Below are 22,893 nucleotides of genomic sequence, written 5' to 3'. Positions count from 1 at the left end.
CCGACGCTTGAGGCGCCTTCTCAGGCCCGCCGACGCTTGAGGCGCTATCTCAGCCCCGTCGGCGTTTGAGGCGCGGGGGTCCGGGGGCAGCGCCCCCGGCAACGGCGCCGCACCCGGCAGGGCACCGGCACGGCACCGGCACGGCACGGCACGACACGGGCAGCCCGGCCCCTACTACTCGCGCCGATACACCGCGGGCCGCTTCTCGGCAAAGGCCCGCGCCCCCTCCTTCGCATCGGCGGTGTCGAAGATCGGCCACCCCCGCAGCAACTCCGACGCCAGCCCCTCCCGCTCCGTCATCTCGGCGGTCTCGTAGACCGACGCCTTGACCGCCTCCACCGCCAGCGGCCCGCACGCGTTGATCCGCTCCGCGATCTCCAGCGCCGCCGCCAGCGCCGTACCGTCCGGCACCACCCGCCCGACCAGCCCGATCCGCTCGGCCTCGGCGGCGGAGTACGGGCGGCCGGTCAGCAGCATCTCCAGGGCGTGCGTCCGCGGGATCTGGCGCGGCAGCCGCACCGTGGAGCCGCCGATCGGGAAGAGCCCGCGCTTGACCTCGAACAGCCCGAAGGTCGCACCCTCGCCCGCCACCCGGATGTCCGTGCCCTGCAGGATCTCCGTCCCGCCCGCCACGCAGTACCCCTCCACCGCCGCGATCACCGGCTTGCGCGGCCGGTGGTGGCGCAGCATCGCCTTCCAGTGCAGGTCGGGGTCGGCCTTGAGGCGGTCCCGGTACTGGTCGCCCGCCATTCCCTTCCCGGCCAGGGCCTTGAGGTCCATCCCGGCGCAGAAGTCCCCGCCCGCGCCGGTGAGGACCACCGAGCGGATCCCGTCGTCGGCGTCCGCCTCCAGCCAGCCGTCGTACAGGCCCACCAGCAGCGGCAGCGAGAGCGCGTTCTTCGCCTCGGGCCTGTTCATGGTGAGCACCAGCGTGGCGCCGTGCCGGTCCACGCTCAGGTGTTCCGTCCCACCCATTGCCGTCCTCCCGTCTCAAGACCTAGAACAGGTTGCAGTAGGGGAGGGTGCAGTTCAATAGTTTTCTGACACTCAGTCAGATTTCTTGGACGGTGCCCTTCCCAGTTGCCGTCCCCGGCGCTCTAATGACCGCCGGAGCAGGCCGGCCACGGGGCCAGTCATCGTGAACATCGGGAACATCCGGGGTCAGGAGGAACGGTGGAGTACAACCTTGCCGACCTGTTCGAGTCGGTCGTGGACGTGGTCCCGGACCGTGAGGCCCTCGTGTACGTGGACCACCCCGGGACCGGCGCCGAGCGCCGCCTGACGTACGCGGAGCTCGACACGGCGGCGAACCGGATCGCCCACCACCTGCTGGACAGCGGCCTGGAGGCCGGCGAGCACCTGGGCCTGCACCTCTACAACGGGATCGAGTACCTGCAGACGGTGCTGGCCTGCCTGAAGGCCCGGCTGGTGCCGGTGAACGTCAACTACCGGTATGTGGAGGAGGAGCTGGTCTACCTCTACAACGACGCCGATCTCGCCGCCCTCGTCTTCGAGGGCGAGTTCACCGGGCGGGTCGCGGCCGCGCTCCCGCAGACGCCGGGGCTCCGGCACCTGATCCGCGTCGGTCAGGCCCCCGGGGGCGCCCCCGAGCCATCGATCGCGCCCGTCCCGTACGCGGACGCGGAGGCGGCCGGAGCGCCCGGGCGCGGATTCCCGCCGCGCAGCCCCGACGACCTGTTCATCATCTACACCGGCGGGACGACGGGCATGCCCAAGGGCGTGATGTGGCGGGCCGAGGACCTCTTCTTCGCCGGGCTGTTCGGCGGCGAGCCCTCGGGCGAGCCGGTGAAGCGGCCGGAGGAGCTGGCCGAGCGGGTCGCGGCGCGCGGCGCCGGGCTCACCTTCTTCCCGGCGCCCCCGCTGATGCACGGCACGTCGACGCTCACCTCGTTCATCGCCTTCAACTACGGCCAGCGGGTGGTCATCCACCGGAAGTACGCGCCCGAGGAAGTGCTCCGTACGATCGAGAAGGAGAAGGTCTCCAGCGTGTCGCTGGTCGGCGACGCGATGCTGAGGCCGCTGATCGACGCCCTGAACGGACCGCTCAAGGGCACGGACCTGTCCTCGCTGTTCAGCGTCTCCTCGTCCGGCGCGATCATGTCGGACACGGTGCGCGCCGAGTTCCAGCGGCTGGTGCCGAACGTGCTGCTCCTGAACAACTTCGGTTCCTCCGAGTCCGGTTCCAACGGCCGGGCGACGGACGACTCCGGCCCGGAGAAGGGCTTCCGGCTGGAGGTCAACGACCGTACGCAGGTGGTGGACCCGGTGACGCACGAGCCGGTGGCGGTGGGCGAGCCGGGCCGCCTCGCCCAGCGCGGACACGTCCCGCTCGGCTACTACAACGACCCGGGGAAGACCGCCGAGACCTTCTTCCAGAAGGGCTCGGAGCGCTGGGTGCTGCTCGGCGACATGGCGACCGTCGACGAGCAGGGCATCGTCACGGTGCTCGGCCGCGGCTCGCAGTGCATCAACACGGGCGGCGAGAAGGTGTATCCGGAAGAGGTCGAGCAGGCCCTGAAGTCCCACCCCGACGTGTACGACGCCCTGGTGGCAGGGGTCCCGGACCCGACGTGGGGCAGCCATGTGGCCGCCGTGGTCCAGGTCCGGGAGGGCGCGCAGGCGCCGTCGCTGGACCAGATCCAGAGCCACTGCCGCACGAGGCTGGCGGGCTACAAGATCCCGCGCCAGCTGGTCATCGCGCCCGCGATCCAGCGTTCCCCGAGCGGCAAGGCGGACTACCGCTGGGCGAAGGCGGTGGCGACGGAGGCGGACACGGCCTGATCACACGGGGCGTACGCCCGGTGTTCGCTCAGGACGGCGCGGGTGCGGGTGTGAGGGCCGGGGCGGAAGGTGCGGCGGGGGCGGTGGAGGCGTCGTCGCCGTCCACGCACATCAGCGAGATGAGCACCGGTGCCTGCAGACCCGACGCCGGGTCACCCGCGAAGCCGGCCAGGGCCGTCCAGTTGTTCTTCGTCAGGGTCACCGATGTCCCGCCGGTGTCGGGTCCGGTCTGCCAGCCGTACTCGGAACGGGCCCGCGCGAGGGCCGCCTTCATGGCGGCGTCCACCGTCTCCGGCGCGTGGAACCCTGAGAGCCGTTCGTGGCACCTGCCCAGATTCCCGGAGGGTTCCCGCTCCACCGTGATGCCCTCCGCCGCCAGGATCGAGGTCATCTCCGACACCACCGCTTCGCGGGGCAGCGGCGGACCCGAGTATCGCGGGGGCAGCGGGCCGAGGTCCCGCAGCAAGAACGCGCCGACGGCCGCCACGGCCGCCGCCAGTGCCGTCAAGGCCAGGGACGCCACGGCTATGAGCACCAGTATCCGTCGCACGATGATGTCAATCCTCCCGATTCGCGGTACGGCCGGCCAGTCTGCCATCCCGCCGATCTTGACGAACCACCGCCCGACGAGCCCCCGCCGCATCGCGCCGTCAGGCCCCCGCCCCCAGACCCCCGCCGCCAGGAACCGCTCCACGCGGGCCGCGAACCAGGCCGCGTCGTCCGGCCACGGGAAGTGGCCCGCTCGGGGCTGGACGTCGACCGAACCCCGCGGGAACAGCGCGGCGAGCCGGTCCTCCCTGGCGGTCGACGCGGTACGCCGACTCGTCGGCCGGCGGCGCCGAGTCGCCCGTGCCGCGCAGGTCGAGGAGGATCAGAAGGCGCCCGGCGGCCGGCCCGCCGAGGTCCCCCAGGCCATCACAACAGACGATCACTCGTTCGAGTCATTGATTTAACCTGCGGCTTCCTGGCAATCTACCGAATGATCGGTCGGTTCTCATGTTGAGGTGACGGCATGGCGGTGTACGCGGATCTCCACGACGAGGGCGAGCGGCTGGGCCGCGACGAGTTGGCCGCCCTCCAGCTCACCCGGCTGCGCGCGACCCTGCGCCGCGCCTACGAGAAGGTGCCGTTCTACCGCCAGGCCTTCGACAAGGCCGGTGTGCATCCCGACGACTGCCGGTCCCTCGCCGACCTCTCCCTGTTCCCCCTGACCACCAAGGCCGACCTGCGCGACCAGTACCCCTTCGGGATGTTCGCCGTACCGCGCTCGCAGGTGCGCCGCATCCACGCCTCCAGCGGGACCACGGGGCGGCCGACCGTCGTCGGGTACACCGACGGGGACCTCGCCACCTGGGCGGATGTCGTCGCCCGGTCCATACGCGCGGCCGGTGGGCGGCCCGGCCAGATCATCCACATCGCCTACGGGTACGGACTGTTCACGGGCGGCCTGGGCGCGCACTACGGCGCGGAGCGCCTCGGCTGTACGGTCGTGCCCGCGTCGGGCGGGATGACGGACCGGCAGGTCCGGCTCATCGAGGACTTCCGGCCGGAGGTCATCATGGTCACCCCTTCCTACATGCTGACCCTGCTGGACGAGATGGAGCGCCAGGGGATCGACCCGCGCTCCACCTCGCTGCGGACGGGAATCTTCGGGGCGGAGCCGTGGACCGAGGAGATGCGCCGGGAGATCGAGGAACGGCTCGACATCGACGCGGTGGACATATACGGCCTGTCCGAGGTCATCGGACCGGGCGTGGCGCAGGAGTTCGCGGAGACCAAGGACGGCCTCCACATCTGGGAGGACCACTTCTATCCCGAGGTGGTGGATCCTCTGACCGGCGCGGTACTGCCGGAGGGCGAGCCCGGCGAGCTGGTGTTCACCTCCCTCACCAAGGAAGCCATGCCCATCATCCGCTACCGCACCCGGGACCTGACGCGGCTGCTGCCCGGTACGGCCCGGCCGGCCTTCCGGCGGATGGAGAAGATCACCGGCCGCAGCGACGACATGATCATCCTGCGCGGGGTGAACGTGTACCCGACCCAGATCGAGGAGGTCCTGCTGCGGACGCCGGGCCTGGCACCCCACTTCCAGCTGCGGCTGACCCGGGAGGGCCGGATGGACGCCCTGACGGTACGGGTGGAGGCGCGCCGGGAGACGGACGCCGGGCGGCGGCAGGAGGCGGCCGCTGCCGTGGTCCGGGCCGTCAAGGAAGGGGTCGGGGTCTCCGTCCGGGTCGAAGTGGTCGACCCGGAGACGCTGGAGCGCTCGGTGGGGAAGATCAAGAGATTGGTCGACCTCCGCGGGTCCGGCCCGGACACGCGTCCGGGCGGCTGAAACCACCCCTTCGGGCCCATTTCGGGGTGGCTTCCGGGAACGGGCCTGCGCTCGGGGGTAGTGCATGAGGTGTGATCTCCACCGTCCGGCAGCTCTACGACCGGCTCCAGGGCTCCCAGATCGGGCTGGCCTGGAGCCGCGGCCGGGAGATGGAGCTGATGCACCGGGCGATGGGGTTCGCGGCCCTCGGCTTCCTCACCCTGGTGCCGCTGCTGGTGGTCGTGGCGGCCGCCGCGCCCGGGAGCGGCTCGGGCTTCGGCCGCTGGCTGGGTCAGGCCCTCGGGGTGACGGAGGCCTCGCGGGTCCGGGTAGAGATGCTGTTCGGCGCCGCGGACATGGCGCTGGAGCGGACCACCGCGTTCGGTCTGGCCGCCCTGGCGGTGTTCGGCCTGACCTTCGGGTCTGCCGTGCAGACCGGTTACGAGAAGGTGTGGGACCTGCCGACCGCGCGCTGGCACACCATGTGGCTGCACGTCGTCTGGCTCGCCCTGCTCGTCTGCTACCTCGGCCTGCTCGTGGGGATCCCCTCGCCGTCGAACGACGCCATCGGCACGGTCCTCGGCGCTCTGGGCGACCTCGTCGGCACCTGCCTGTTCTTCATCGTCTCGCAGCGCCTGCTGCTCGGCGGCCGGGTCCGCTGGCGCGCGCTGGTGCCGGGGGCGGTCGCCACCAGCCTCGGGCTGCTGGGGCTGCGGATCTTCTCGCAGCTGGTGTTCTCCCCGCTCATCGCCTCCAACGCGGTGATCTACGGCCCCTTCGGCACCCTGCTCGTCGTGCAGTCCTGGCTGGTCGGCGTCGGCTTCGTGGTCTACGGGGGTGCGCTCGTCGGCCGCCTCGTACACGAGCACCTCACCCTGCGGCGGCTGCGGCGCCGCGGGCTCTTCCCGCCCGAGGAGTCCGCCGCACCCCCACCACGCTCCGGCTGACCGCGCGGACCGGGCCCCCAGCCGGGTGTCAGCGGCCGTGTCAGCGGCCGGGCTCCGTGAACCGGTCGCGGAGTTCCCGCTTGAGGATCTTTCCGCTGGCATTGCGCGGAAGGGCGTCCACGAAGAGCACCCGCTTCGGGGCCTTGAAGTGGGCGAGCCTCTCCCGCGCGTAGGTCATCAGCTCCGCCTCCGTCACCTCCCCGCGCGGGACCACCACCGCCGTGACCGCCTCGATCCAGCGCTCGTCGGGCAGCCCGACCACCGCCGCCTCGGCCACGCCCGGGTGGGTGTAGAGCACGTCCTCCACCTGCCGCGAGGCGACCAGCACCCCGCCCGAGTTGATGACGTCCTTCACCCGGTCCACGACCGTGAAGTACCCCTGCGCGTCACGCACCGCGAGGTCGCCCGAGCGGAACCAGCCGTCACGGAAGGCCTTCTCCGTGGCCACCGGGTCGTCCCAGTAGCCCAGACAGAGCTGCGGCGAGCGGTAGACCACCTCCCCCGCCGTACCGTCCGGCACGTCCTTGCCGTCCTCGTCGACGACCTTCGCCTCGACATGGCGCACCGGCCTGCCGCAGGAGTCCATCCGCCCCTCGTGCTCCAGGGGTCCGAGCACCGTCGCCAGCGGGCCGATCTCGCTCTGGCCGAAGCAGTTGTAGAAACCGAGCCCGGGCAGCCGCTCGCGCAGGCGTTCCAGGACCGGAACCGGCATGATCGAGGCACCGTAGTACGCCTTCCGCAGCGCGCCCAGCTCACGCGCGGCGAAGTCCGGGTGACCGGCCAGGCCGATCCACACCGTCGGCGGGGCGAACAGGCTGTCCGCCTCCCCGGCCTCGACCAGGTCGAAGATCTGCTCCGCGACCGGCGCGTCCACGATCGTGTTCCGGGCCCCCACCGCCAGGTACGGCAGCAGGAAGACGTGCATCTGCGCCGAGTGGTACAGCGGCAGGGAGTGGACGGGCCGGTCGTCCTCGGCCAGGTCCAGGGCCTCGATCGCGCTCTCGTACTCGTGCACGAGTGCCCGGTGGGTCATCATCGCGCCCTTGGGCAGGGCGGTGGTCCCCGAGGTGTAGAGGAGCTGCGCCAGTGCGCCCGGATCCCGGCCGGCTTCGAAGGGCAGCGGCTCGGCCAGCTCCGCCAGGAAGGAGTCCGCGGCGTCGCGCAGCGGCCGCACCCGGTAGCCGTCGGGGATCCGCCCGGCCAGGTCGGGGTCGGCGAGGACCAGGGCGCTCGCCGAGTTGTCCAGGATGTACGCGAGGTCCTCGCCGGTGAGGTTCTGGTTGACCGGGACGTGGGTGAGCCCGGCCCGGGCGCAGGCGAGGAAGGCGAGCAGGTAGGCGTCACAGTTGTGGGCGAAGGTGGCGACCCGGTCCCCGGCGGCCAGCCCGTACCGCTCCCGCAGCACGGCGGCGCCCGTGGTGACGGCCGCGTCCAGCTCGGCGTACGTCCAGCTCCGCTCGCGGTAGCGAACGGCCGGGCGGTCGGGGACCCGCCGCGCACTGTCGTGCACCAGTCCGTCGACCGTGTTGTCCCGCACTGCTCGCAGTGCCCGCGCTGCCGTCATGGCGCGATCCTCGTCCTCCCGCGCACCCAAGGTCAACAACCGTACGCCGAACGGCATGTTGACAGATCGCCGGACGAGCTGACTGAGTGTGGGGGCACGGACGTACCGCCTGTCCAGCGGGTAACCACGCCCACCCACAGGCAACTTGGGAGGACTGTTGCACCTCAGTACTCGTCCGATACTCCGCCGCGCCGCCCTCGTCGGCGCCGCTCTGCTCGCCGCGACGGCCGCGGTACCCCAGGCGTCGGCGTCCGCGGCGCCCGACGACCGGACGGTCGCCCGCGGCGGCCTGTCCGCCGTCATCCGGTACACCGAGAACGGCATCCCGCACATACTCGCCCGTGACTACGCGCAGCTCGGCTTCGGCACCGGCTGGGCGCAGGCCGCCGACCAGGTCTGTGTCCTCGCGGACGGGTTCGTGACCGTGGCGGGTGAGCGTTCGCGCTGGTTCGGCGCCGACGCGGCCCCCGACTTCTCGCTCTCCTCGGCCACGAGGAACCTCTCCAGCGACCTCTACTTCAAGGGCGTGAGGGAGTCCGGCACGGTGGAGCGGCTGCTGGCGACGCCCGCCCCGGCCGGCCCGACCGAGGACCTCAAGGAACTGACCCGTGGCTGGGCCGCCGGGTACAACGCCTGGCTGGCCCGGAACGAGGTCACCGATCCGGCGTGCAAGGGCGCCGGGTGGGTCCGCCCGGTCACCACGGCCGATGTGGCCGCCCGCGCCTTCGCGGTGTCCGTCCTCGGCGGCCAGGGCCGTGGCATCGACGGCATCACGGCCGCGCAGCCCCCGGTCGCCGCGGGCTCGGCGGCCGGCCCCACCGGGCTCCCGCGGGCGGGCGGTCCGGCACAGGATCCGGCGACCGATCCGGTGGCCGCCGCAGAGGCCGCGCGGGAGTTCTTCGACACCGGCCGCTACGACATGGGCTCCAACGCCGTGGCCTTCGCCGGCTCCACCACGGCGAACGGCCGCGGCCTGCTCCTCGGGAACCCGCACTACCCGTGGCACGGCGGACGCCGCTTCTGGCAGTTCCAGCAGACCATCCCGGGCGAGCTGAACGTCTCGGGCGCGTCCCTGCTCGGCACCGCCGTGGTCAGCATCGGCTTCAACGAGAAGGTGGCCTGGAGCCACACGGTCGCCACCGGCACCCCCGTCAGCCTCCACCAGCTGGCTCTGGATCCGGCCGACCCCACCGCCTACCTCGTCGACGGCACGCCGGAGAGGATGACCCGGCGGACCGTCACCGTCCCGGTGGCGGGCGGCGCCCCGGTCACCCGCACCCAGTGGTGGACCCGCTACGGACCGGTGGTCTCGGCCCTCGGCCCGGGCCTGCCCCTGCCGTGGACCGCGCAGACCGCGTACGCGCTGAACGACCCGAACGCGGCGAACCTGCGCGGCTCCGACACCGCCCTCGCGATGGGCAAGGCCCGCTCGGTGGCCGGGATCCAGGACGCGCTGAAGCGCACCCAGGGGCTGCCCTGGGTCAACACGGTGGCCGCCGACTCCGCGGGCGGCACCCTCTTCACCCAGACCCAGGTGCTTCCCCGGATCACCGACGAGCTGGCGGCGCGCTGCTCCACCCCGCTGGGGCGGGCCACCTACCCGGCCTCGGGGTTGGCGGTACTGGACGGTTCACGCGGTGACTGCGCGATCGGCTCCGACCCTGACGCGGTGCAGCCGGGTGTCTTCGGCCCGGGGAAGGCGCCGACGCTGCGGGACGCCCCGTACGCCGAGAACTCCAACGACAGCGCCTGGCTGGCCAACGCCGACCGGCCGCTGACCGGCTACGAGCGGGTCTGGGGCACTGTCGCCACCGCGCGCTCGCTGCGCACGCGCGGCGCCGTCGAGGACGTGTCCGCGATGGCCGCGAAGGGCCGGCTGACGGTGGCCGACCTGCAGAAGCAGCAGTTCGCGAACCGGGTACCGGCCGGTGATCTGGCGGCCGCGGACGCCGCGAAGGCATGCGCCGCCCTGCCGGGCGGTACGGCGACGGCGGGCGACGGCAGTGCGGTGGACGTCTCGGCGGCCTGCGGGGTGCTGGCGGGCTGGGACCGTACGACCGACAGCGCCAGCCGCGGCGCGCTGCTCTTCGACCGGTTCTGGCGCAGGCTGACGGCCTCGACGCCGGCCAAGGACCTGTGGCTGGTGCCGTTCTCGGCGGCCGATCCCGTACATACCCCCCGTACGCTCGATCAGGCGGCGCCCGGCATCGGGCGGGCGCTGGCGGACACGGTGGCGGAGCTGAGGGCGGCCGGGATCGCGCTGGACGCCCCGCTGGGCGAGCACCAGTTCGTGGTCCGGGGCGGCCGCAAGCTGCCGGTGGGGGGCGGCACGGAGGCACTCGGCGTCTGGAACAAGACCGAGGCCCCGTGGAACGCGGCGGCCGGCGGCTACCCGGAGGTCACGCAGGGGTCCAGTCACATCCAGGCGGTCGGCTGGGACGGCGGCCGCTGTCCGGTGGCGCGCACCCTGCTGACGTACAGCCAGTCCTCGAACCCGGGTTCGCCGTACTACGCCGACCAGACCCGGCTGTACTCCGAGGAGCGCTGGGTCACGGCGCGGTTCTGCGAGCGGGACATCCTCACGTCGCCGAAGCTGAAGGTGGTCCTGGCCCGCGAACGGCGGTGACCGGGGGCCGGGGGCGGGTGCCGGGGGCCGGAGGCGGGGGCCGGGGACGCAGCCTCGCGCGGCGGCCCCGGCCCCCGCCGCGGCCCTCAGGGGCTGACGGCCAGGAAGAGGTACGCGGCCAGCAGCACGATGTGCACGCCGCCCTGGAGCAGGGTGGCCCGGCCCGGGACGATGGTGAGGGCGCTGACCACGACGGTCAGGGCGAGCAGCACCATGTGGATGGGGCCGAGGCCGAGCAGGAGCGGGCCGGACAGCCAGACCGAGGCGAGGGCGATCGCCGGGATGGTCAGGCCGATGCTGGCGATGGCGGATCCGTAGGCGAGGTTGAGGCTGGTCTGCACGCGGTCGCGCCGGGCAGCGCGGACGGCGGCGAGGGTCTCGGGCGCCAGGACGAGCAGGGCGATGATCACACCGACGACCGCCTGGGGCAGGCCCGCCGCGGCAACGGCCCGCTCGATGGTCGGGGAGACGGCCTTGGCGTCGCCCACCACCGCGATGAGCGCGATCAGCAGCAGGCCGAGGCTGACGAGGGCGGCGCGGGCGGTGGGCGGCTCCGCGAGTCCGTCGGCGTCGGCGTCGCCGGTCCCCCGCCCGGTGTCCACGGGCAGGAAGTAGCTGCGGTGACGCACCGTCTGGACGGCGACGAAGAGCCCGTACAGGGCGAGCGAGGCGACGGCGGCGAAGGTGAGCTGCGCGGCGGAGAACTCCGGGCCGGGCTTGCTGGTGGTGAAGGTCGGCAGGACCAGGCTGAGGGTGGCGAGCGTCGCGACGGTGGCGAGGGCCGCGCCGGAGCCCTCCGGGTTGAAGACGGCGATCCGGTTGCGCAGGGCGCCGACGAGCAGGGACAGGCCGACGATCCCGTTGCAGGTGATCATGACGGCGGCGAACACCGTGTCCCGGGCCAGCGAGGCGGTCTTGTCCCCGCCGTCGGCCATCAGGGTGACGATGAGGGCGACTTCGATGACGGTGACCGCGACGGCGAGGACCAGCGAGCCGAAGGGTTCGCCGACCCGGTGGGCGACGACCTCGGCATGGTGGACGGCCGCCAGCACCGCGCCCGCGAGGCAGAGCGCGACGAGCCCTACCGCGAAGCCTGGCAGGTCCCGCCCCCAGCTGAAGACGAGCGCGACCAGCGCCACCACGGGGACCACGAAGGTCCAGTCGGTCAGGGGGGATCTACGGGTAGCCGTACTCATATCGGCCAAGTTGCCAGAAATGTCCGCACAGTGCGGCGCAAGGCGCGCCTCCGGGGCCGTGACGTGGCATTTCTCACGGCATTCCGCGGCGTGGCGGTTCCGCGGTTCCGCGGTTCCGCGGACGGGGCGGCGACGAGCCGGAGCCTGGGGGCATGACCCCGGCCCCGGCGAGCCCGCCCTCGCTCTGGAGCGACGAGGACCTGACGGACCTGCACCGCGTGCTGCTCCGGGCACTGCTGCGCCACGTGTCGCCGCCTCCGGGAGCCGGGGGCGCCGGACGGCCTGTCCGCGGACGAGGACCCCTACTGCGCGGCGGTGTACGACTTCACTCAGTGGTGAGCCTGCTCCCGGGGGCGACCCGGCGCCCCGCGTCACAGCGGCCGGTCATGGCCCTCCCAGTACGGGTCGCGCAGCCGCCGCTTGTAGAGCTTGCCGTTCGGGTCGCGGGGCATCGTCTCGATGAAGTCGACCGTCTTGGGGCGCTTGTAGCCGGCCAGCTGCCGCTCGCAGTGGTGCAGGATCTCCGCGGCCAGGGCGTCGCCCGCCACGAAGCCCTCGGCCGGTTCGACGACCGCCTTGACCTGCTCGCCCCAGTCGGCGTGCGGGATCCCGAAGGCGGCGGCGTCCGCGACGGCCGGATGGGTGAGCAGGGCGGATTCGATCTCGGCGGGGTAGATGTTGACCCCGCCCGAGATGATCATGTCGATCTTGCGGTCGCGGAGGAAGAGGTAGCCCTCCTCGTCCATGAGCCCCAGATCGCCGACGGTGAAGAAGTCGCCGATCCGGTTCTTCCTCGTCTTGCCCTCGTCCTTGTGGTAGCTGAAGCCGCCCGTGTTCATCTTGAGGTAGACGGTGCCCAGTTCCCCGGCCGGCAGCCGGTTGCCGTCGTCGTCGAAGATGGCGAGTTCGCTGATCGGCCAAGCCTTGCCGACGGTTCCCGGCCTCTTCAGCCAGTCCTCGGCGGTCGCGAAGGCGCCGCCGCCCTCGCTGGCCGCGTAGTACTCCTCCACGCAGCGTCCCCACCAGTCGATCATCGCCCGTTTCACGTGGTCGGGGCAGGGCGCGGCGCCGTGGATGGCGTGCCGCATCGAGGAGACGTCGTACGCGTCCTTCGTCTCCTGCGGCAGGGCCAGGAGGCGGTGGAACTGGGTCGGCACCATGTGGGTGTGCGTGCAGGCGTGACCGTCGATCAGCCGGAGCATCTCCTGCGGCGTCCACTTGTCCATCAGGACGAGCGGGTGCCCGATGTGCAGGGCGGCGCCCGCGAATTGGAGGACGGCGGTGTGGTAGAGCGGCGAGCAGACCAGGTGGACGTTGCCGTCGAAGGGCCGGATGCCGAAGATGCCGAGGAAGCCGCCCAGGTACGTCTCCTCCGGGAGCTTGCCGGGCAGCGGGCGGCGGATGCCGCGCGGGCGGCCGGTGGTGCCGGAGGTGTAGTTCATCACCCAGCCCAGCGTGCGGCCCTCGGGCGGGCTCGCCGGCTGCCCGTCGAGGAGCTGCGCGTACGGCGTGAAGCCCTCGACCGGTCCGACGGCGTAGCGGTGGCTCGCGGGCAGGGCGGCCTCGTCGGCGGCGGCCCTGGCGGCCTCGGCGAAGCGCTCGTGCGCGATGAGGACCTTGGCCCCGGAGTCGGAGACGATCCAGGCGATCTCGGGGCCGACGAGGTGGTGGTTGACGGGGACGAGGTAGAAGCCGGCCTGGGAGGCGGCCAGATAGGCGGTGAGGAACTCGACGCCGTTGGGGAGGACGACGGCGAAGACGTCGCCCTTCTCCAGGCCGGCGGCGCGCAGGCCGTGGACGAGGCGGTTGACGTCGGCGTGCAGCCGGCCCGCGCTCCATTCCTCGCCCTCGGGGGTCACCAGGACGGTGCGCCCGGGGTCGGCTGCGGCCTGGGCCCAGAAGCCGTTGGGCGGCTGCCGGTCGGCGGCGGGGGTCGTGGACGTCGTGGCGGTCATGTCGGTCACGCCTCTCGGACTCGGCCGGCGATGCGGTTGATGCGGTCGATCGCCCTCTCGAACCCGCTGGTGAGGTCGTCGAAGACGGCCTGGACGCTGCGCTCCTCGGTCATCCGGCCGACGATCTGGCCGACGGGTGTGCCGAGCAGCGGCTGGATCTCGTACTCCTGGATCCGGGAGACGGCCTCGGCGACGAGCAGGCCCTGGAGCGGCATGGGGAGGGCGCCCGGGCCCGCCGGGTCGTCCCAGGCATCGGTCCATTCGGTGCGCAGCTGGCGGGCGGGCTTGCCGGTGAGCGCGCGGGACCGGACGGTGTCGCCGGAGCCGGCGGCGAGCAGCTTCTCGGTGAGGGCGCGCGAGTGGAGGTCGGCCTCGGTGGTGGTGAGCCAGAGGGAGCCGAGCCAGGCGCCCTGGGCGCCGAGGGCGAGGCCGGCGGCGATCTGCTCGCCGCTGCCGATGCCGCCGGCGGCGAGGACCGGGAGGGGGGCGACGGCCTCGACGATGTCGGGTACCAGGACCATGGTGGCGATGTCGCCGGTGTGGCCGCCGGCCTCGTAGCCCTGGGCGACGACGATGTCGATGCCGGCCTCGGCGTGGCGGCGGGCGTGCTTGGCGCTGCCGGCGAGGGCGGCGACGAGGACGCCGTGGTCATGGGCGCGCGCGATGACGTCGGCGGGCGGGGAACCGAGGGCGTTCGCCAGGAGTTTGATGGGGTACCCGAAGGCGACGTCGAGCTGGTTCCGCGCGACCTGTTCCATCCAGCCGGTGATCCGCCAGCCGGAGGCCTCGCCCTCGGCGAGCTCGGGCACGTGGTGCTTGGCGAGGGTGTCACGGACGAAGGCGCGGTGCGCGGCCGGGATCATCGCCTCGATGTCGGCCTCGCCGATGCCGTCGACGGCCTTCTTGGCGGGCATGACGACGTCGAGGCCGTAGGGCTTGCCGTCGGTGTGTGCCTGCATCCAGTCGAGGTCCCGCCTGAGGTCGTCGGGGGCCGTGTAGCGGACCGCGCCGAGTACCCCGAAACCGCCCGCGCGGGTGATGGCGGCGGCGACCGCCGGGAAGGGCGTGAAGCCGAAGATGGCGTGCTCGACTCCCAGTTTTTTGCTCAGCTCCGTCTCCATGGGCGGCAGGATGCCGCAGCCCGGCGGTCGAGGGAAGAGATTTTCTGATGCAGTGTCAGATTCTTTACGGGCCGGTCGGTGCGGAGGGTGCCCGGTGGGCGGGCAGATACCCACTACCGTGCGGATCGCCTGCGGCGCGCTCGGCGGATCCGGGGTGTCCGGGGCCCGTTCGCCCGCATCGCGCTCGACGGTTCCGGGGCCCGGACCCCGGGCGGCGTCCTGGGCGGTGACGCCGCAGGCGGTCGGCGGGGCGGTCCAGCCCCGTCGGCGTTCGGGGCGCGGGGTCCGGGGCGCAGGCCCGGGAGACGGCGCCGCATGTGGACAGCCGACAGGAGGGCGGACATGACAGGACGCACGGGGGCTTTCGGCGGGGCGAGCGGAGAGGCGGCGCGGCCCGCACCGGCCGCAGCGGGCGCACCGGCCGCAACGGGCGCGCCCGGGAGGACGGGCGGCGGGCCCGGGGCAGCCGGTGGCGCGCCGACGCGGCGGCGGATCGGGGCGCGGCTGCTCGCGCTGGGCGGGGTGCTCGTCCTGCATGCCGCGCTCCCCGGCTCCGCGGGATCCGCCGGCGCCGCGGGCAGCCCGGCCGAGCGGCGCGCGCTCCAGGGCCTGCGACTGCGGTACGGCTCCGCCCGCCAGGCCGGGTTGCTGGAGAAGCATCTGGAGGGGGTGGCGGACGAGGCCCGGCGCTTTCTGGGCCCCTCCCCCGAACACCCCTACTACGCGGGGGCGGTGGTCCTCGCCGGCCGCGGCCGGACCGTCGCCCTGCACCGGGCCATGGGGTACGCGGTCCGGTACGCGGAGTACGACGGGCGGACCGACCGGGTCCGGGAGTTCCCGGCGGCCGAGCGGATCGCGATGGCCGAGGACACCGTGTTCGACCTGGCCTCGCTGACCAAGCTGTTCACCTCCATCCTGGCGGTGCAGCAGATGGAACGCGGGCGCCTGGAGCTGGAGGCTCCGGTGTGCCGGTACCTGCCGGAGTTCACCGGTGGCGGCAAGGAGATCGTCACGGTCCGTCAGCTGCTCACGCACACCTCGGGATTGCGCTCCTGGGCGCCCTTCTACCAGGAGTCCACGCGGGAGGGGCGGCTGAGGCTGCTGTGGTCGGTCAGGCCGCAGGAGACCCCTGGGACCGTCTACCGCTACTCCGACCTCAATCTCATCGCGCTGCAACTGCTCCTGGAACGGATCACCGGTCGCACTCTGGACGTCCTGCTCCACGACGAGATCACCGCTCCGCTCGGAATGCACCGCACTCGGTACAGCCCACCGCTCTCCTGGCGCCGGGTCATCGCCGCCACCGAGGTGCAGCGCCCGCCCTGGTCCGGCCTGGACCGCGGGCTGGTGTGGGGCGAGGTCCACGACGAGAACGCGTACGCACTCGGCGGCGTCGCGGGCCACGCCGGGGTCTTCGGCACCGCCTGGGACCTGGCCGTCCTCGCCCGCGCCCTCCTCGACGGCGGGGTCTACGCGGGCAGGCGCATCCTGCGCCCCGCCTCCGTCGAACTGCTCTTCACCGACTACAACACGGCCTTCCCGGGCGATGACCACGGCCTCGGCTTCGAGCTCTACCAGCACTGGTACATGGGCGCCATGGCCACCCCGCACTCCGCCGGGCACACCGGCTTCACCGGTACCTCCCTGGTCCTGGACCCCTCCACCGACTCGTTCCTGATCCTGCTCGGCAACTCCGTGCACCCCGTACGGACCTGGCGGGCCGGGAGCGCGCCACGGGTCGCGGTCGGCAACCGCTTCGCCCGCGCCGTCCCGGTACGCACCCGGCACGGCGGGGCGGCCTGGTTCTCCGGCATCCGGCCCGGCGCCTCGGGCACCCTCACACTGCCGCCGCTCGGCCCGGTCACGGCCGCCGCCCGGCTGCGCTGCGCCGTGTGGTGGGACACGGTGCCGGGCGAGGGCGCCCTGCACCTGGAGGCCTCCCCCGACGGGGAGCACTGGGAGCCGCTGCCCTTCAGCACGCTGCGGTCCACCGGCGGTACGCCCGAGCAGTGGCCGCGGGGCTCCGTGAGCGGCTGGTCGGGCCGCGTCTGGCACCGTCTCGAAGCCCCCCTCACGGCCGCGTGGGCGGGACGCGAGGTACGGCTGCGCTTCCGCCACACCGCGACCGGCCGCTACGTGGGGCGCGGGGCGTACGTGGACGTCGTACGGGTGGCGGAACCGGGTCGTCTGCTCTTCGCGGAGGACCGCCCCGCCGACGCCGACCACGTCGAGGCCGTCGGCTGGACCCGGTCGGCGGACTGACGGCTCCGGCCGCCGCCGCGGCTCAGTGCCGGACGAGGCAGAAGGGATGTCCCGCCGGGTCCGCGTAGACCCGCCAGCCACGCCCGTCCGAACCGTCGAGCAGGGTCCCGCCGGCCGCGAGCACCTCCTCCTGCGCCCGGTCCAGGTCCGGGACACCGAGGTCCAGGTGGAACTGCTGCGGCCGGGTGGGGTCGGGCCAGCGCGGCGGCACGTGGTCCGGGGCCTGCTGGAAGGCGAGGACCGGTCCCGACGGGGTGTGGAGCGTCGCCCAGCTCTCGTCGAGCGACCAGCGCCGGTCCGGCTGGTTGACGTTCCCGCCCAGCAGGGACCGGTAGAACTCTGCGAGCGCCTGCGGCTCGGGGCAGTCCAGGACCACGCATTGCAGTTCAGCGATCATGACCGGATCCTAGGCCGTGTCCGCAAAGTCCCGCCTGCCACGCGACGCCTGGCACCGCACCTCGCTGCGTTGTCGGGCACGTCCGAGTACGGCCAGTACACGGACGGCCCTCCGCCTTGCGATGCACGGCGCCAGACGCCGCGTGGCCCGCCCTTCGGGCGGCCGGCGCTACTTTGCGGACCCGGCCTAGGCCGTGTCTGGCCGGCGGCGCGGGGCACCGGCGGAACCGCCGCGCCGCTCGCCCCGGGCGGGCCGTGCCGGGTGCTCCCGCGCCGCACCGGCCGGCCAGACGACCTCCACCGGGATCCCCCGCGCACGGGCCGCGGCCACCGCGTCGCCCGTCCCGCCCTGCCTGCCGCCGGCTCCTCCGTCCCAGACCGCGACGAGGAGCTCGGCCCGGCCGAGCAGGAGTCGGTTGGCGGCGGCGTAGGCGTCCGTACCGGCCCTTCGGTACGGCATGACCTCGACCTCGGCGGCGGCCCGCAGGAGGCGGTCGAAGGCGGCTGCGTGCGGGCCCTCCCGCATGCGCGCCCGGTAGTCACCCGAGGGCAGGACCGCCACCAGCCGCCCGCCCAGGGCGAGTACGGCATCCCCGAAAACCGTGTCCGCGCCGGGGGCCAGGCAGGACATGCCGGTGAGTTCCGCGGCCGGGTAGCGGGCGAGCAGCGCGCGCAGCGCCTCCGCGACCGGCGGAAGGCTCGCCCCGGTGAGGTTCACGTGGCCGGTCACCGCGACGGTCGCCATGAAGGTGCTGCTCCGCTCCGGAGGTTCGGCGTCGACGCCGCCGGACGGCGACGGCCTCCCCATCATGCGAGGTCGGAGCGGCTCCGGCCAGGGGTTTGCGCCGTCCCGGGCGGCCCGGGCCCGGGCCCGCACTTGCGCGTGCGTCGGCGTCGGCCGTCCCTCAGCCGCCCAGGAGCGTCTTCTGGAGCCAGTCGAAGACGACCTCGCAGTGCAGCTGCGGGGCCATCGGGGAACAGTGCAACTGCGCGCCCTCGGCCGCCGTCAGTTTCAGGTAGTCCTTGGGCGAGGTGAGGGCGTCGTACATGCGGCGCGGCTGGCCCGGGTAGAACTGCTCGCCCTCGTAGTCCAGCACCAGGGTGGGGGCCTTGATCCGGCCGACGACGTCGGTGATGGACAGGGCCTGGATCCGGGTGGCGGGGGTGTAGAAGTCGGTGAACAGCTTGCCCTGCCGCGCTTCGAGCATGGCGGGGACGGAGAACGGCTCGAAGCGCTTCTTCATCACGTCGGCCGCGTCCGGGGGCAGTTCGGGTACGACCTCCTTGTTCCAGATGGCGTTCGTCTCCTGCTTGTCGGGGGTGAGGATCTTCCGGATCTCGGGCGGGAAGCCCAGCCACGGCTCCACGCAGCCCGGCATGGCGACCAGTGCGGCGATCCGGGTCTCGAAGGCCGCCGCCCTCGGGGCGAGGTCCCCCGCCATGCTCAGACCGGTCAGGGCGATCTTGCCGGGGTCCACGTCGGGGCGGGCCGACAGCCAGTCGACCAGGGGCGTGACGACCTTCTCCCAGGTGGGGGTGAACACCACCCGGTCCACGAAGAGCAGCTGCCCCTGGCCCGGGCCGTCGTAGACGAGTGCGTTCCAGCCCCGGTCCAGCGCGGCAGGGACCCCGTAGGTCCACATGTCCACGTTCTGGCCGTCGCTCCCGTTCGTGAGGATCACCGTCGGGCGCGGGGTGCCGGAGGTGTCGGGGCGGAAGAACCAGACCGGCAGTGGCGTGCCGGCATAGGGCACGTTGGCCTTCACCGGGGCGGGCTCGCACAGGTCGCAGAAGGTGTCCCAGGCCCCGCGGCCCGCCTTGTAGAGCTGTTCCTCGCTGCCGGGGTCGTCCGATCCGAGGACGAAGAAGAGCGCCTGGCCGTAGTACTGGGCGGCGCGCAGCGCCCAGAAGCGTTTGCTCTGGCCGTCGGCCGGGGCGCCGGGAGGCGCCTTCAGCAGCTGGTCGCCGAGGGTGCGGAAGGTCTCCACGTACGTCTGGGCGCTCAGACCGGCGGCGTTGATCTTGTTCACGGCGGTGAGGACCTCGCCGACCTCGGCGGCGCCGGCGCCCGAGCCGCCGAGGGCGAGGAGCCCGTTGAAGTTGTACGCCGGGTCCTGGAACAGCGTCATCACGCCCGGGGTGAGACCGCCGGCGGCCGCGGTGGGGGTGGCGGTCGGCGGGGCGGTGCCGCTGGACGCCGCCGCCGGAGAGCCGGAGGCACCGCCGCGCGCACACCCCGCGGCGAGGGCCGCACCCGCTCCGACGGTGAGCAGGGCGCGGCGGGTGGGGCCGGAGTGCTGGTCACCAGGTATGCGGTTCATGCTTCCGGAACGTAGCGCCGGCCCGGCGCGCCGGCCTCCCGTCCCCTCCCGCGTGGTCCGCGCGCGGTACCCGCCCCGGCCCGGGCCGTCACCCGAACCGGCAGGTGGCGGGGGCCGGGCCCCGGCCGGGCGGCGCGGCCTTCCGGACGCCGCCGGTCTTGCGCCGTCCGGGGGAAGCGGGGCCCGGATTCCGGGACGGCGGGGTGCCGTGGGAGTCAGGCCGGGTGGGCGAGGACCGCGTCGAGCATCCGCCGGGTGACGGAGGTCAGTTCGGCGAGGTCCGGGGCCGGGCGGGAGCGGGCGAGGGCGCCGGCCAGCCGGTCGTAGAGGAGCCCGTCCGTCCAGGCGACCAGCAGTTCGGCGGCCTCTTCGGGCCGCCGGGCCCCGAGGGCGGCGAGGATGCCGGAGGCGCGGGCCCGTGCTCCCTGGCCCGCCCGGTGGAAGTCCGCCTCCAGGTCGGGGTTGCGCGCCGCTTCGAGGCTGAGTTCGAAGCGGGCCAGCTGGCGCGCGCGGCCCGCCGTGAGCCAGCGGTGCAGCAGCCCGGCCAGCGCGGCCGCGGCCGTGTCCCGGTCCGCCGCCGGGGACACGGGCGGGCCCTCGGCCGCGCCACCGGCATCGGGGCCACCGGCTCCGGGGCGACCGGCATCGCCGAGGCCGGCGAGGTCACCCACGTCGCCGAGGTCGCCGAGGTCCAGCTCGGCCAGCCGCTGGTAGCAGGCCGCGATCAGCGCCGTCCTCGTACGGAAGTAGTACGAGGTGCTCCCGGCCGGCAGCCCCGCCGCACCGTCGACCGCGCGGTGGGTCAGGCCCCGGAGCCCGGCGGCGGCGACGAGGTCGATCGCGGTGTCGGCGATCAGGGTTCTGCGGTCCGCCGCGGGCGGACGCATACGAGGGGTGGACATCCCCTCACTCTACAGCTGTAGAGTGAAGCCATCGGGCTCTACATCTGTAGAGGCTCCGGCGAAGGAGAACGACGCACGAGGAAGCGGGGATTCGTCATGTCGGCAGTTCAGCGTCACGCGGTCGTGGCAGGCGCGGGGATCGGCGGGCTCACGGCGGCCGTGGCCCTGCACCGCCACGGCTGGCGGGTCACCGTGTGCGAGCGGGCGGCCGGGCCCACCGCCGTCGGCGCCGGGATCGTGCTCGCCCCCAACGCCCTGCGTGCCTTCGACACCATCGGCTTCGACATCACCCGCGCGGCGGGCCGTACGGTCCCCGCCGCGATGGGCCTGCGCCGCCCGGACGGCCGCTGGCTCAGCCGCGCCGACACCGCCGCGCTGGCCGCCCGCTTCGGCGGCCCGCCACTCGCCCTGCACCGCTCCGCCCTCGCCGACGCCCTGGCCGCGGCCCTCCCCGCCACGGCGATCCGCTACGGAGTCGCCGTCACCTCGGTCGACGACGCCGACGGCTCCCCGGTGGTCCGCACCGACGCCGGCGACCTCGACGGCGCCGATCTCGTCATCGCCGCCGACGGAATCCACAGCCCGCTGCGCCGCCAGTACTTCCCGGACCACCCCGGACTCCACCACAGCGGAGAGACCGCCTGGCGCACGGTCCTGCCCGCCGCCGCGAGCGGCACCGCGACGGCCACCGCCGAGACCTGGGGCCGCGGCGAGCGCTTCGGTGTGGTCCCGCTGGCCGACGGCCGGATCTACCTCTACGCCACCGCCGTCGTCCCCGCGGGCTACCGTCCCGCCGACGTCCGTACCGAACTCCTGCGCCGCTACGGCACCTGGCACGACCCGATCCCGGCCCTGCTGGAGCGGATCGACCCGGCGGCCGTGCTCCAGCACGACCTGTACGACCTGGCCGCCCCGCTCCCCCGCTTCCACCGCGGACGCCTGGCCTGGCTCGGCGACGCCGCCCACGCCATGACGCCCAACCTGGGCCAGGGCGGCTGCCAGGCCGTCGAGGACGCCGCGGTCCTCGGTCATCTGCTGGCCGGCGCCGGCACCGGGGACGTCCCGGCCGCCCTCGCCGCCTACAGCGCGGCCCGCTGCGCGCGTACCGACGCCATCCGTGTCCGCGCCCGCCGGGCGGGCCGGGTCGCCGCCGTCACCCACCCGCTCGCCGTGGCCGTCCGCGACCTCGCCGTCCGCGCCACCCCGGCCGGGGCCGCGGGCCGGGCGATGGCTGCGCTGTTCGACGGATTCACGCTCCCGGACGGGACGGACACCGTGCCCGTGGGCACCCGTACTCGTTGACCGGGTTCGCTGACTGTTCCGACGCGAAGGCAGGCGGGGTCATATGACGACCGACATCGACTGGGACCACCCGACCGACCCCAAGGAGGGAACCTGGCAGCGGGACCACGTCACGCTGTACGTGGGCTCGGGCGGCTCCGAGGGCCAGTACTGGAACGGCACCCAGACCCTGCTGCTCACCACCCTGGGCAGGGTCTCCGGCAAGCCCGTACGGACCCCGCTCATCTACGGCGAGGCCGACGGCGGCTACCTGGTCGTCGCCTCCAAGGGCGGCGATCCCGCGCACCCGCTCTGGTACCGGAACCTCGCCGAACACCCCGCGGTCCGCATCCAGGTCGGCCCGAAGATCATGGAGGGCACCGCCCGGACCGCCACCCCCGAGGAGCGCGCCGCGTACTGGCCGGTGATGGTCGGGCACTGGCCCGCGTACGACGAGTACCAGGCCAAGACGGACCGCGAGATCCCGATCGTCGTCATCGAACCCGCCGGCTGACCGCGGCGGACGGCCGTCCGGCGGCCGGCGGGAGGTCTTCCTCCCGCCGGCCCGTCCGGCGGGCGTCAGATCGAGCCGACGACCTTGCGCGGCGTGACGCGGACGACGACGCGCTCGGCGTCGTCCTTCGACGCCGGGTTGAAGTCCGCGTAGTCCTTGCCCGTGTACTTGCGCGACAGCGCGTCGATCAGCTCGTACCCGCCCTCCGTGGTCAGTTCGGCGGTGCCGCGGACCTCGGCGTAGGAGTAGGGCGCGTTCGACGGGTTGATCATGACCGTGATCCGCGGGTCCGCGCGCAGGTTCTTCTCCTTGCGGCGGCCGACCGTCGTGGAGACCAGCAGGTCGTCGCCGTCACGGGTGAGCCACGTGATCGACAGCTGCGGGCTGCCGTCCGGCTGGATCGTGGCCACGGTCGCGAAGACCGGGCTGTCGTCGATGAGTTTCTTCAGGTCGTCGGAGAGTGCGGCGGACACGGGGCGGTTCCTTCCCTCGGCTGGCTGCCGTCCCCGGGCCGACTGGCCTCGGAGGGGACCGGCAACGGACAGCCTGCAAAACGCTGCCGCCCCGGGCAAGTTCCTCCGCCCCCGTGCCGCACCGCGCGCCGCGGCGCCGCGGGCCCCGGATCCCGGTTCGTGGCCGGGCCGGAGCGCCCGGCCCGGCGGGCGGAGGGAGTGCCGACGATCCACCCGTCC

At 73.5% G+C, this 22,893-nt stretch carries 18 protein-coding genes and 1 pseudogene; 7 read left to right on the top strand and 12 right to left on the bottom strand.

The features are described from left to right. Positions 1 to 174 precede the first annotated feature (174 nt). Positions 175 to 975, bottom strand: coding sequence for a crotonase/enoyl-CoA hydratase family protein (locus Sspor_RS36750; RefSeq protein WP_202202967.1), 801 nt, complete (start codon positions 973 to 975; stop codon positions 175 to 177). A gap of 198 nt (positions 976 to 1,173) precedes the next feature. On the opposite strand from Sspor_RS36750, the gene Sspor_RS36745 reads away from it, so the two are divergent. Beyond that, the gene (locus tag Sspor_RS36745; protein ID WP_202202966.1) at positions 1,174 to 2,802 is read left to right on the top strand and encodes an acyl-CoA synthetase; all 1,629 of its coding nucleotides are present in this window, start codon (positions 1,174 to 1,176) and stop codon (positions 2,800 to 2,802) included. A 28-nt stretch (positions 2,803 to 2,830) separates the two neighbouring features. On the opposite strand, the gene Sspor_RS36740 is transcribed toward Sspor_RS36745, so the two are convergent. Both Sspor_RS36740 and Sspor_RS41625 read right to left on the bottom strand, forming a co-directional pair. After that, positions 2,831 to 3,352 (bottom strand): hypothetical protein, encoded by a 522-nt coding sequence (locus tag Sspor_RS36740; protein ID WP_237404191.1) that lies wholly within the window; start codon positions 3,350 to 3,352, stop codon positions 2,831 to 2,833. Between the two features lie 247 nt (positions 3,353 to 3,599). Then, positions 3,600 to 3,713: pseudogene (locus Sspor_RS41625) on the bottom strand (alpha/beta fold hydrolase); the annotation flags it as partial. A 101-nt stretch (positions 3,714 to 3,814) separates the two neighbouring features. Here Sspor_RS41625 and paaK point away from each other — a divergent pair. Continuing rightward, positions 3,815 to 5,137 (top strand): phenylacetate--CoA ligase PaaK, encoded by a 1,323-nt coding sequence (gene paaK / locus Sspor_RS36735; protein WP_202202965.1) that lies wholly within the window; start codon positions 3,815 to 3,817, stop codon positions 5,135 to 5,137. 71 nt (positions 5,138 to 5,208) lie between these two features. Beyond that, on the top strand, positions 5,209 to 6,063 hold the full coding sequence (locus Sspor_RS36730; protein WP_202202964.1) for a YhjD/YihY/BrkB family envelope integrity protein: 855 nt from the start codon (positions 5,209 to 5,211) through the stop codon (positions 6,061 to 6,063). 40 nt (positions 6,064 to 6,103) lie between these two features. Here Sspor_RS36730 and Sspor_RS36725 read toward each other — a convergent pair whose 3' ends face one another. Next, on the bottom strand, positions 6,104 to 7,627 hold the full coding sequence (locus Sspor_RS36725; RefSeq protein ID WP_202202963.1) for a fatty acyl-CoA synthetase: 1,524 nt from the start codon (positions 7,625 to 7,627) through the stop codon (positions 6,104 to 6,106). A 157-nt stretch (positions 7,628 to 7,784) separates the two neighbouring features. On the opposite strand from Sspor_RS36725, the gene Sspor_RS36720 reads away from it, so the two are divergent. Next, a complete protein-coding gene (locus tag Sspor_RS36720) occupies positions 7,785 to 10,253 on the top strand; it encodes a penicillin acylase family protein (protein ID WP_202202962.1) in 2,469 nt (822 codons plus the stop codon). Between the two features lie 86 nt (positions 10,254 to 10,339). Here the strand turns inward: Sspor_RS36720 and Sspor_RS36715 are convergent, their stop codons facing one another. From Sspor_RS36715 to Sspor_RS36705, 3 genes are all read right to left on the bottom strand, one after another. Next, positions 10,340 to 11,449, bottom strand: coding sequence for a calcium:cation antiporter (locus Sspor_RS36715; RefSeq protein ID WP_202202961.1), 1,110 nt, complete (start codon positions 11,447 to 11,449; stop codon positions 10,340 to 10,342). Between the two features lie 371 nt (positions 11,450 to 11,820). After that, on the bottom strand, positions 11,821 to 13,404 hold the full coding sequence (locus Sspor_RS36710) for an acyl-CoA synthetase (RefSeq protein ID WP_202202960.1): 1,584 nt from the start codon (positions 13,402 to 13,404) through the stop codon (positions 11,821 to 11,823). Between the two features lie 5 nt (positions 13,405 to 13,409). Continuing rightward, on the bottom strand, positions 13,410 to 14,525 hold the full coding sequence (locus Sspor_RS36705; protein ID WP_202202959.1) for a nitronate monooxygenase: 1,116 nt from the start codon (positions 14,523 to 14,525) through the stop codon (positions 13,410 to 13,412). Between the two features lie 342 nt (positions 14,526 to 14,867). Here Sspor_RS36705 and Sspor_RS36700 point away from each other — a divergent pair, with 342 nt between their 5' ends. Beyond that, a complete protein-coding gene (locus tag Sspor_RS36700; RefSeq protein ID WP_202202958.1) occupies positions 14,868 to 16,787 on the top strand; it encodes a serine hydrolase domain-containing protein in 1,920 nt (639 codons plus the stop codon). Positions 16,788 to 16,809: 22 nt separating this feature from the next. Here Sspor_RS36700 and Sspor_RS36695 read toward each other — a convergent pair whose 3' ends face one another. The 4 genes from Sspor_RS36695 to Sspor_RS41210 all read right to left on the bottom strand — a co-directional run bounded on the left by Sspor_RS36695 (position 16,810) and on the right by Sspor_RS41210 (position 20,406). Further along, positions 16,810 to 17,184 carry a VOC family protein gene (locus Sspor_RS36695; RefSeq protein ID WP_202202957.1) on the bottom strand — a complete coding sequence of 125 codons (375 nt, stop codon included), beginning with the start codon at positions 17,182 to 17,184 and terminating at the stop codon, positions 16,810 to 16,812. Positions 17,185 to 17,370: 186 nt separating this feature from the next. Further along, positions 17,371 to 17,928, bottom strand: coding sequence for a hypothetical protein (locus Sspor_RS36690; RefSeq protein WP_237404190.1), 558 nt, complete (start codon positions 17,926 to 17,928; stop codon positions 17,371 to 17,373). Positions 17,929 to 18,088: 160 nt separating this feature from the next. Further along, a complete protein-coding gene (locus Sspor_RS36685; RefSeq protein WP_202202956.1) occupies positions 18,089 to 19,504 on the bottom strand; it encodes an alpha/beta hydrolase family protein in 1,416 nt (471 codons plus the stop codon). A gap of 215 nt (positions 19,505 to 19,719) precedes the next feature. Then, complete coding sequence (locus Sspor_RS41210) at positions 19,720 to 20,406, bottom strand: TetR/AcrR family transcriptional regulator (RefSeq protein WP_272934859.1); 687 nt, start codon at positions 20,404 to 20,406, stop codon at positions 19,720 to 19,722. A 96-nt stretch (positions 20,407 to 20,502) separates the two neighbouring features. Between Sspor_RS41210 and Sspor_RS36675 the strand changes: the two genes are divergently transcribed. Both Sspor_RS36675 and Sspor_RS36670 read left to right on the top strand, forming a co-directional pair. Continuing rightward, on the top strand, positions 20,503 to 21,708 hold the full coding sequence (locus Sspor_RS36675) for an FAD-dependent monooxygenase (RefSeq protein ID WP_202202955.1): 1,206 nt from the start codon (positions 20,503 to 20,505) through the stop codon (positions 21,706 to 21,708). A 43-nt stretch (positions 21,709 to 21,751) separates the two neighbouring features. Beyond that, on the top strand, positions 21,752 to 22,201 hold the full coding sequence (locus tag Sspor_RS36670; RefSeq protein ID WP_202202954.1) for a nitroreductase family deazaflavin-dependent oxidoreductase: 450 nt from the start codon (positions 21,752 to 21,754) through the stop codon (positions 22,199 to 22,201). Positions 22,202 to 22,266: 65 nt separating this feature from the next. Here the strand turns inward: Sspor_RS36670 and Sspor_RS36665 are convergent, their stop codons facing one another. Then, positions 22,267 to 22,674 carry a PPOX class F420-dependent oxidoreductase gene (locus tag Sspor_RS36665; protein WP_202202953.1) on the bottom strand — a complete coding sequence of 136 codons (408 nt, stop codon included), beginning with the start codon at positions 22,672 to 22,674 and terminating at the stop codon, positions 22,267 to 22,269. Positions 22,675 to 22,893: the final 219 nt, after the last annotated feature.

The organism is Streptomyces spororaveus, assembly GCF_016755875.1.
Classification (GTDB): Bacteria; Actinomycetota; Actinomycetes; order Streptomycetales; family Streptomycetaceae; genus Streptomyces; species Streptomyces spororaveus.
Note: the sequence above shows the minus strand (reverse complement) of the source record. Positions and strands in the feature narration are given on the sequence as shown.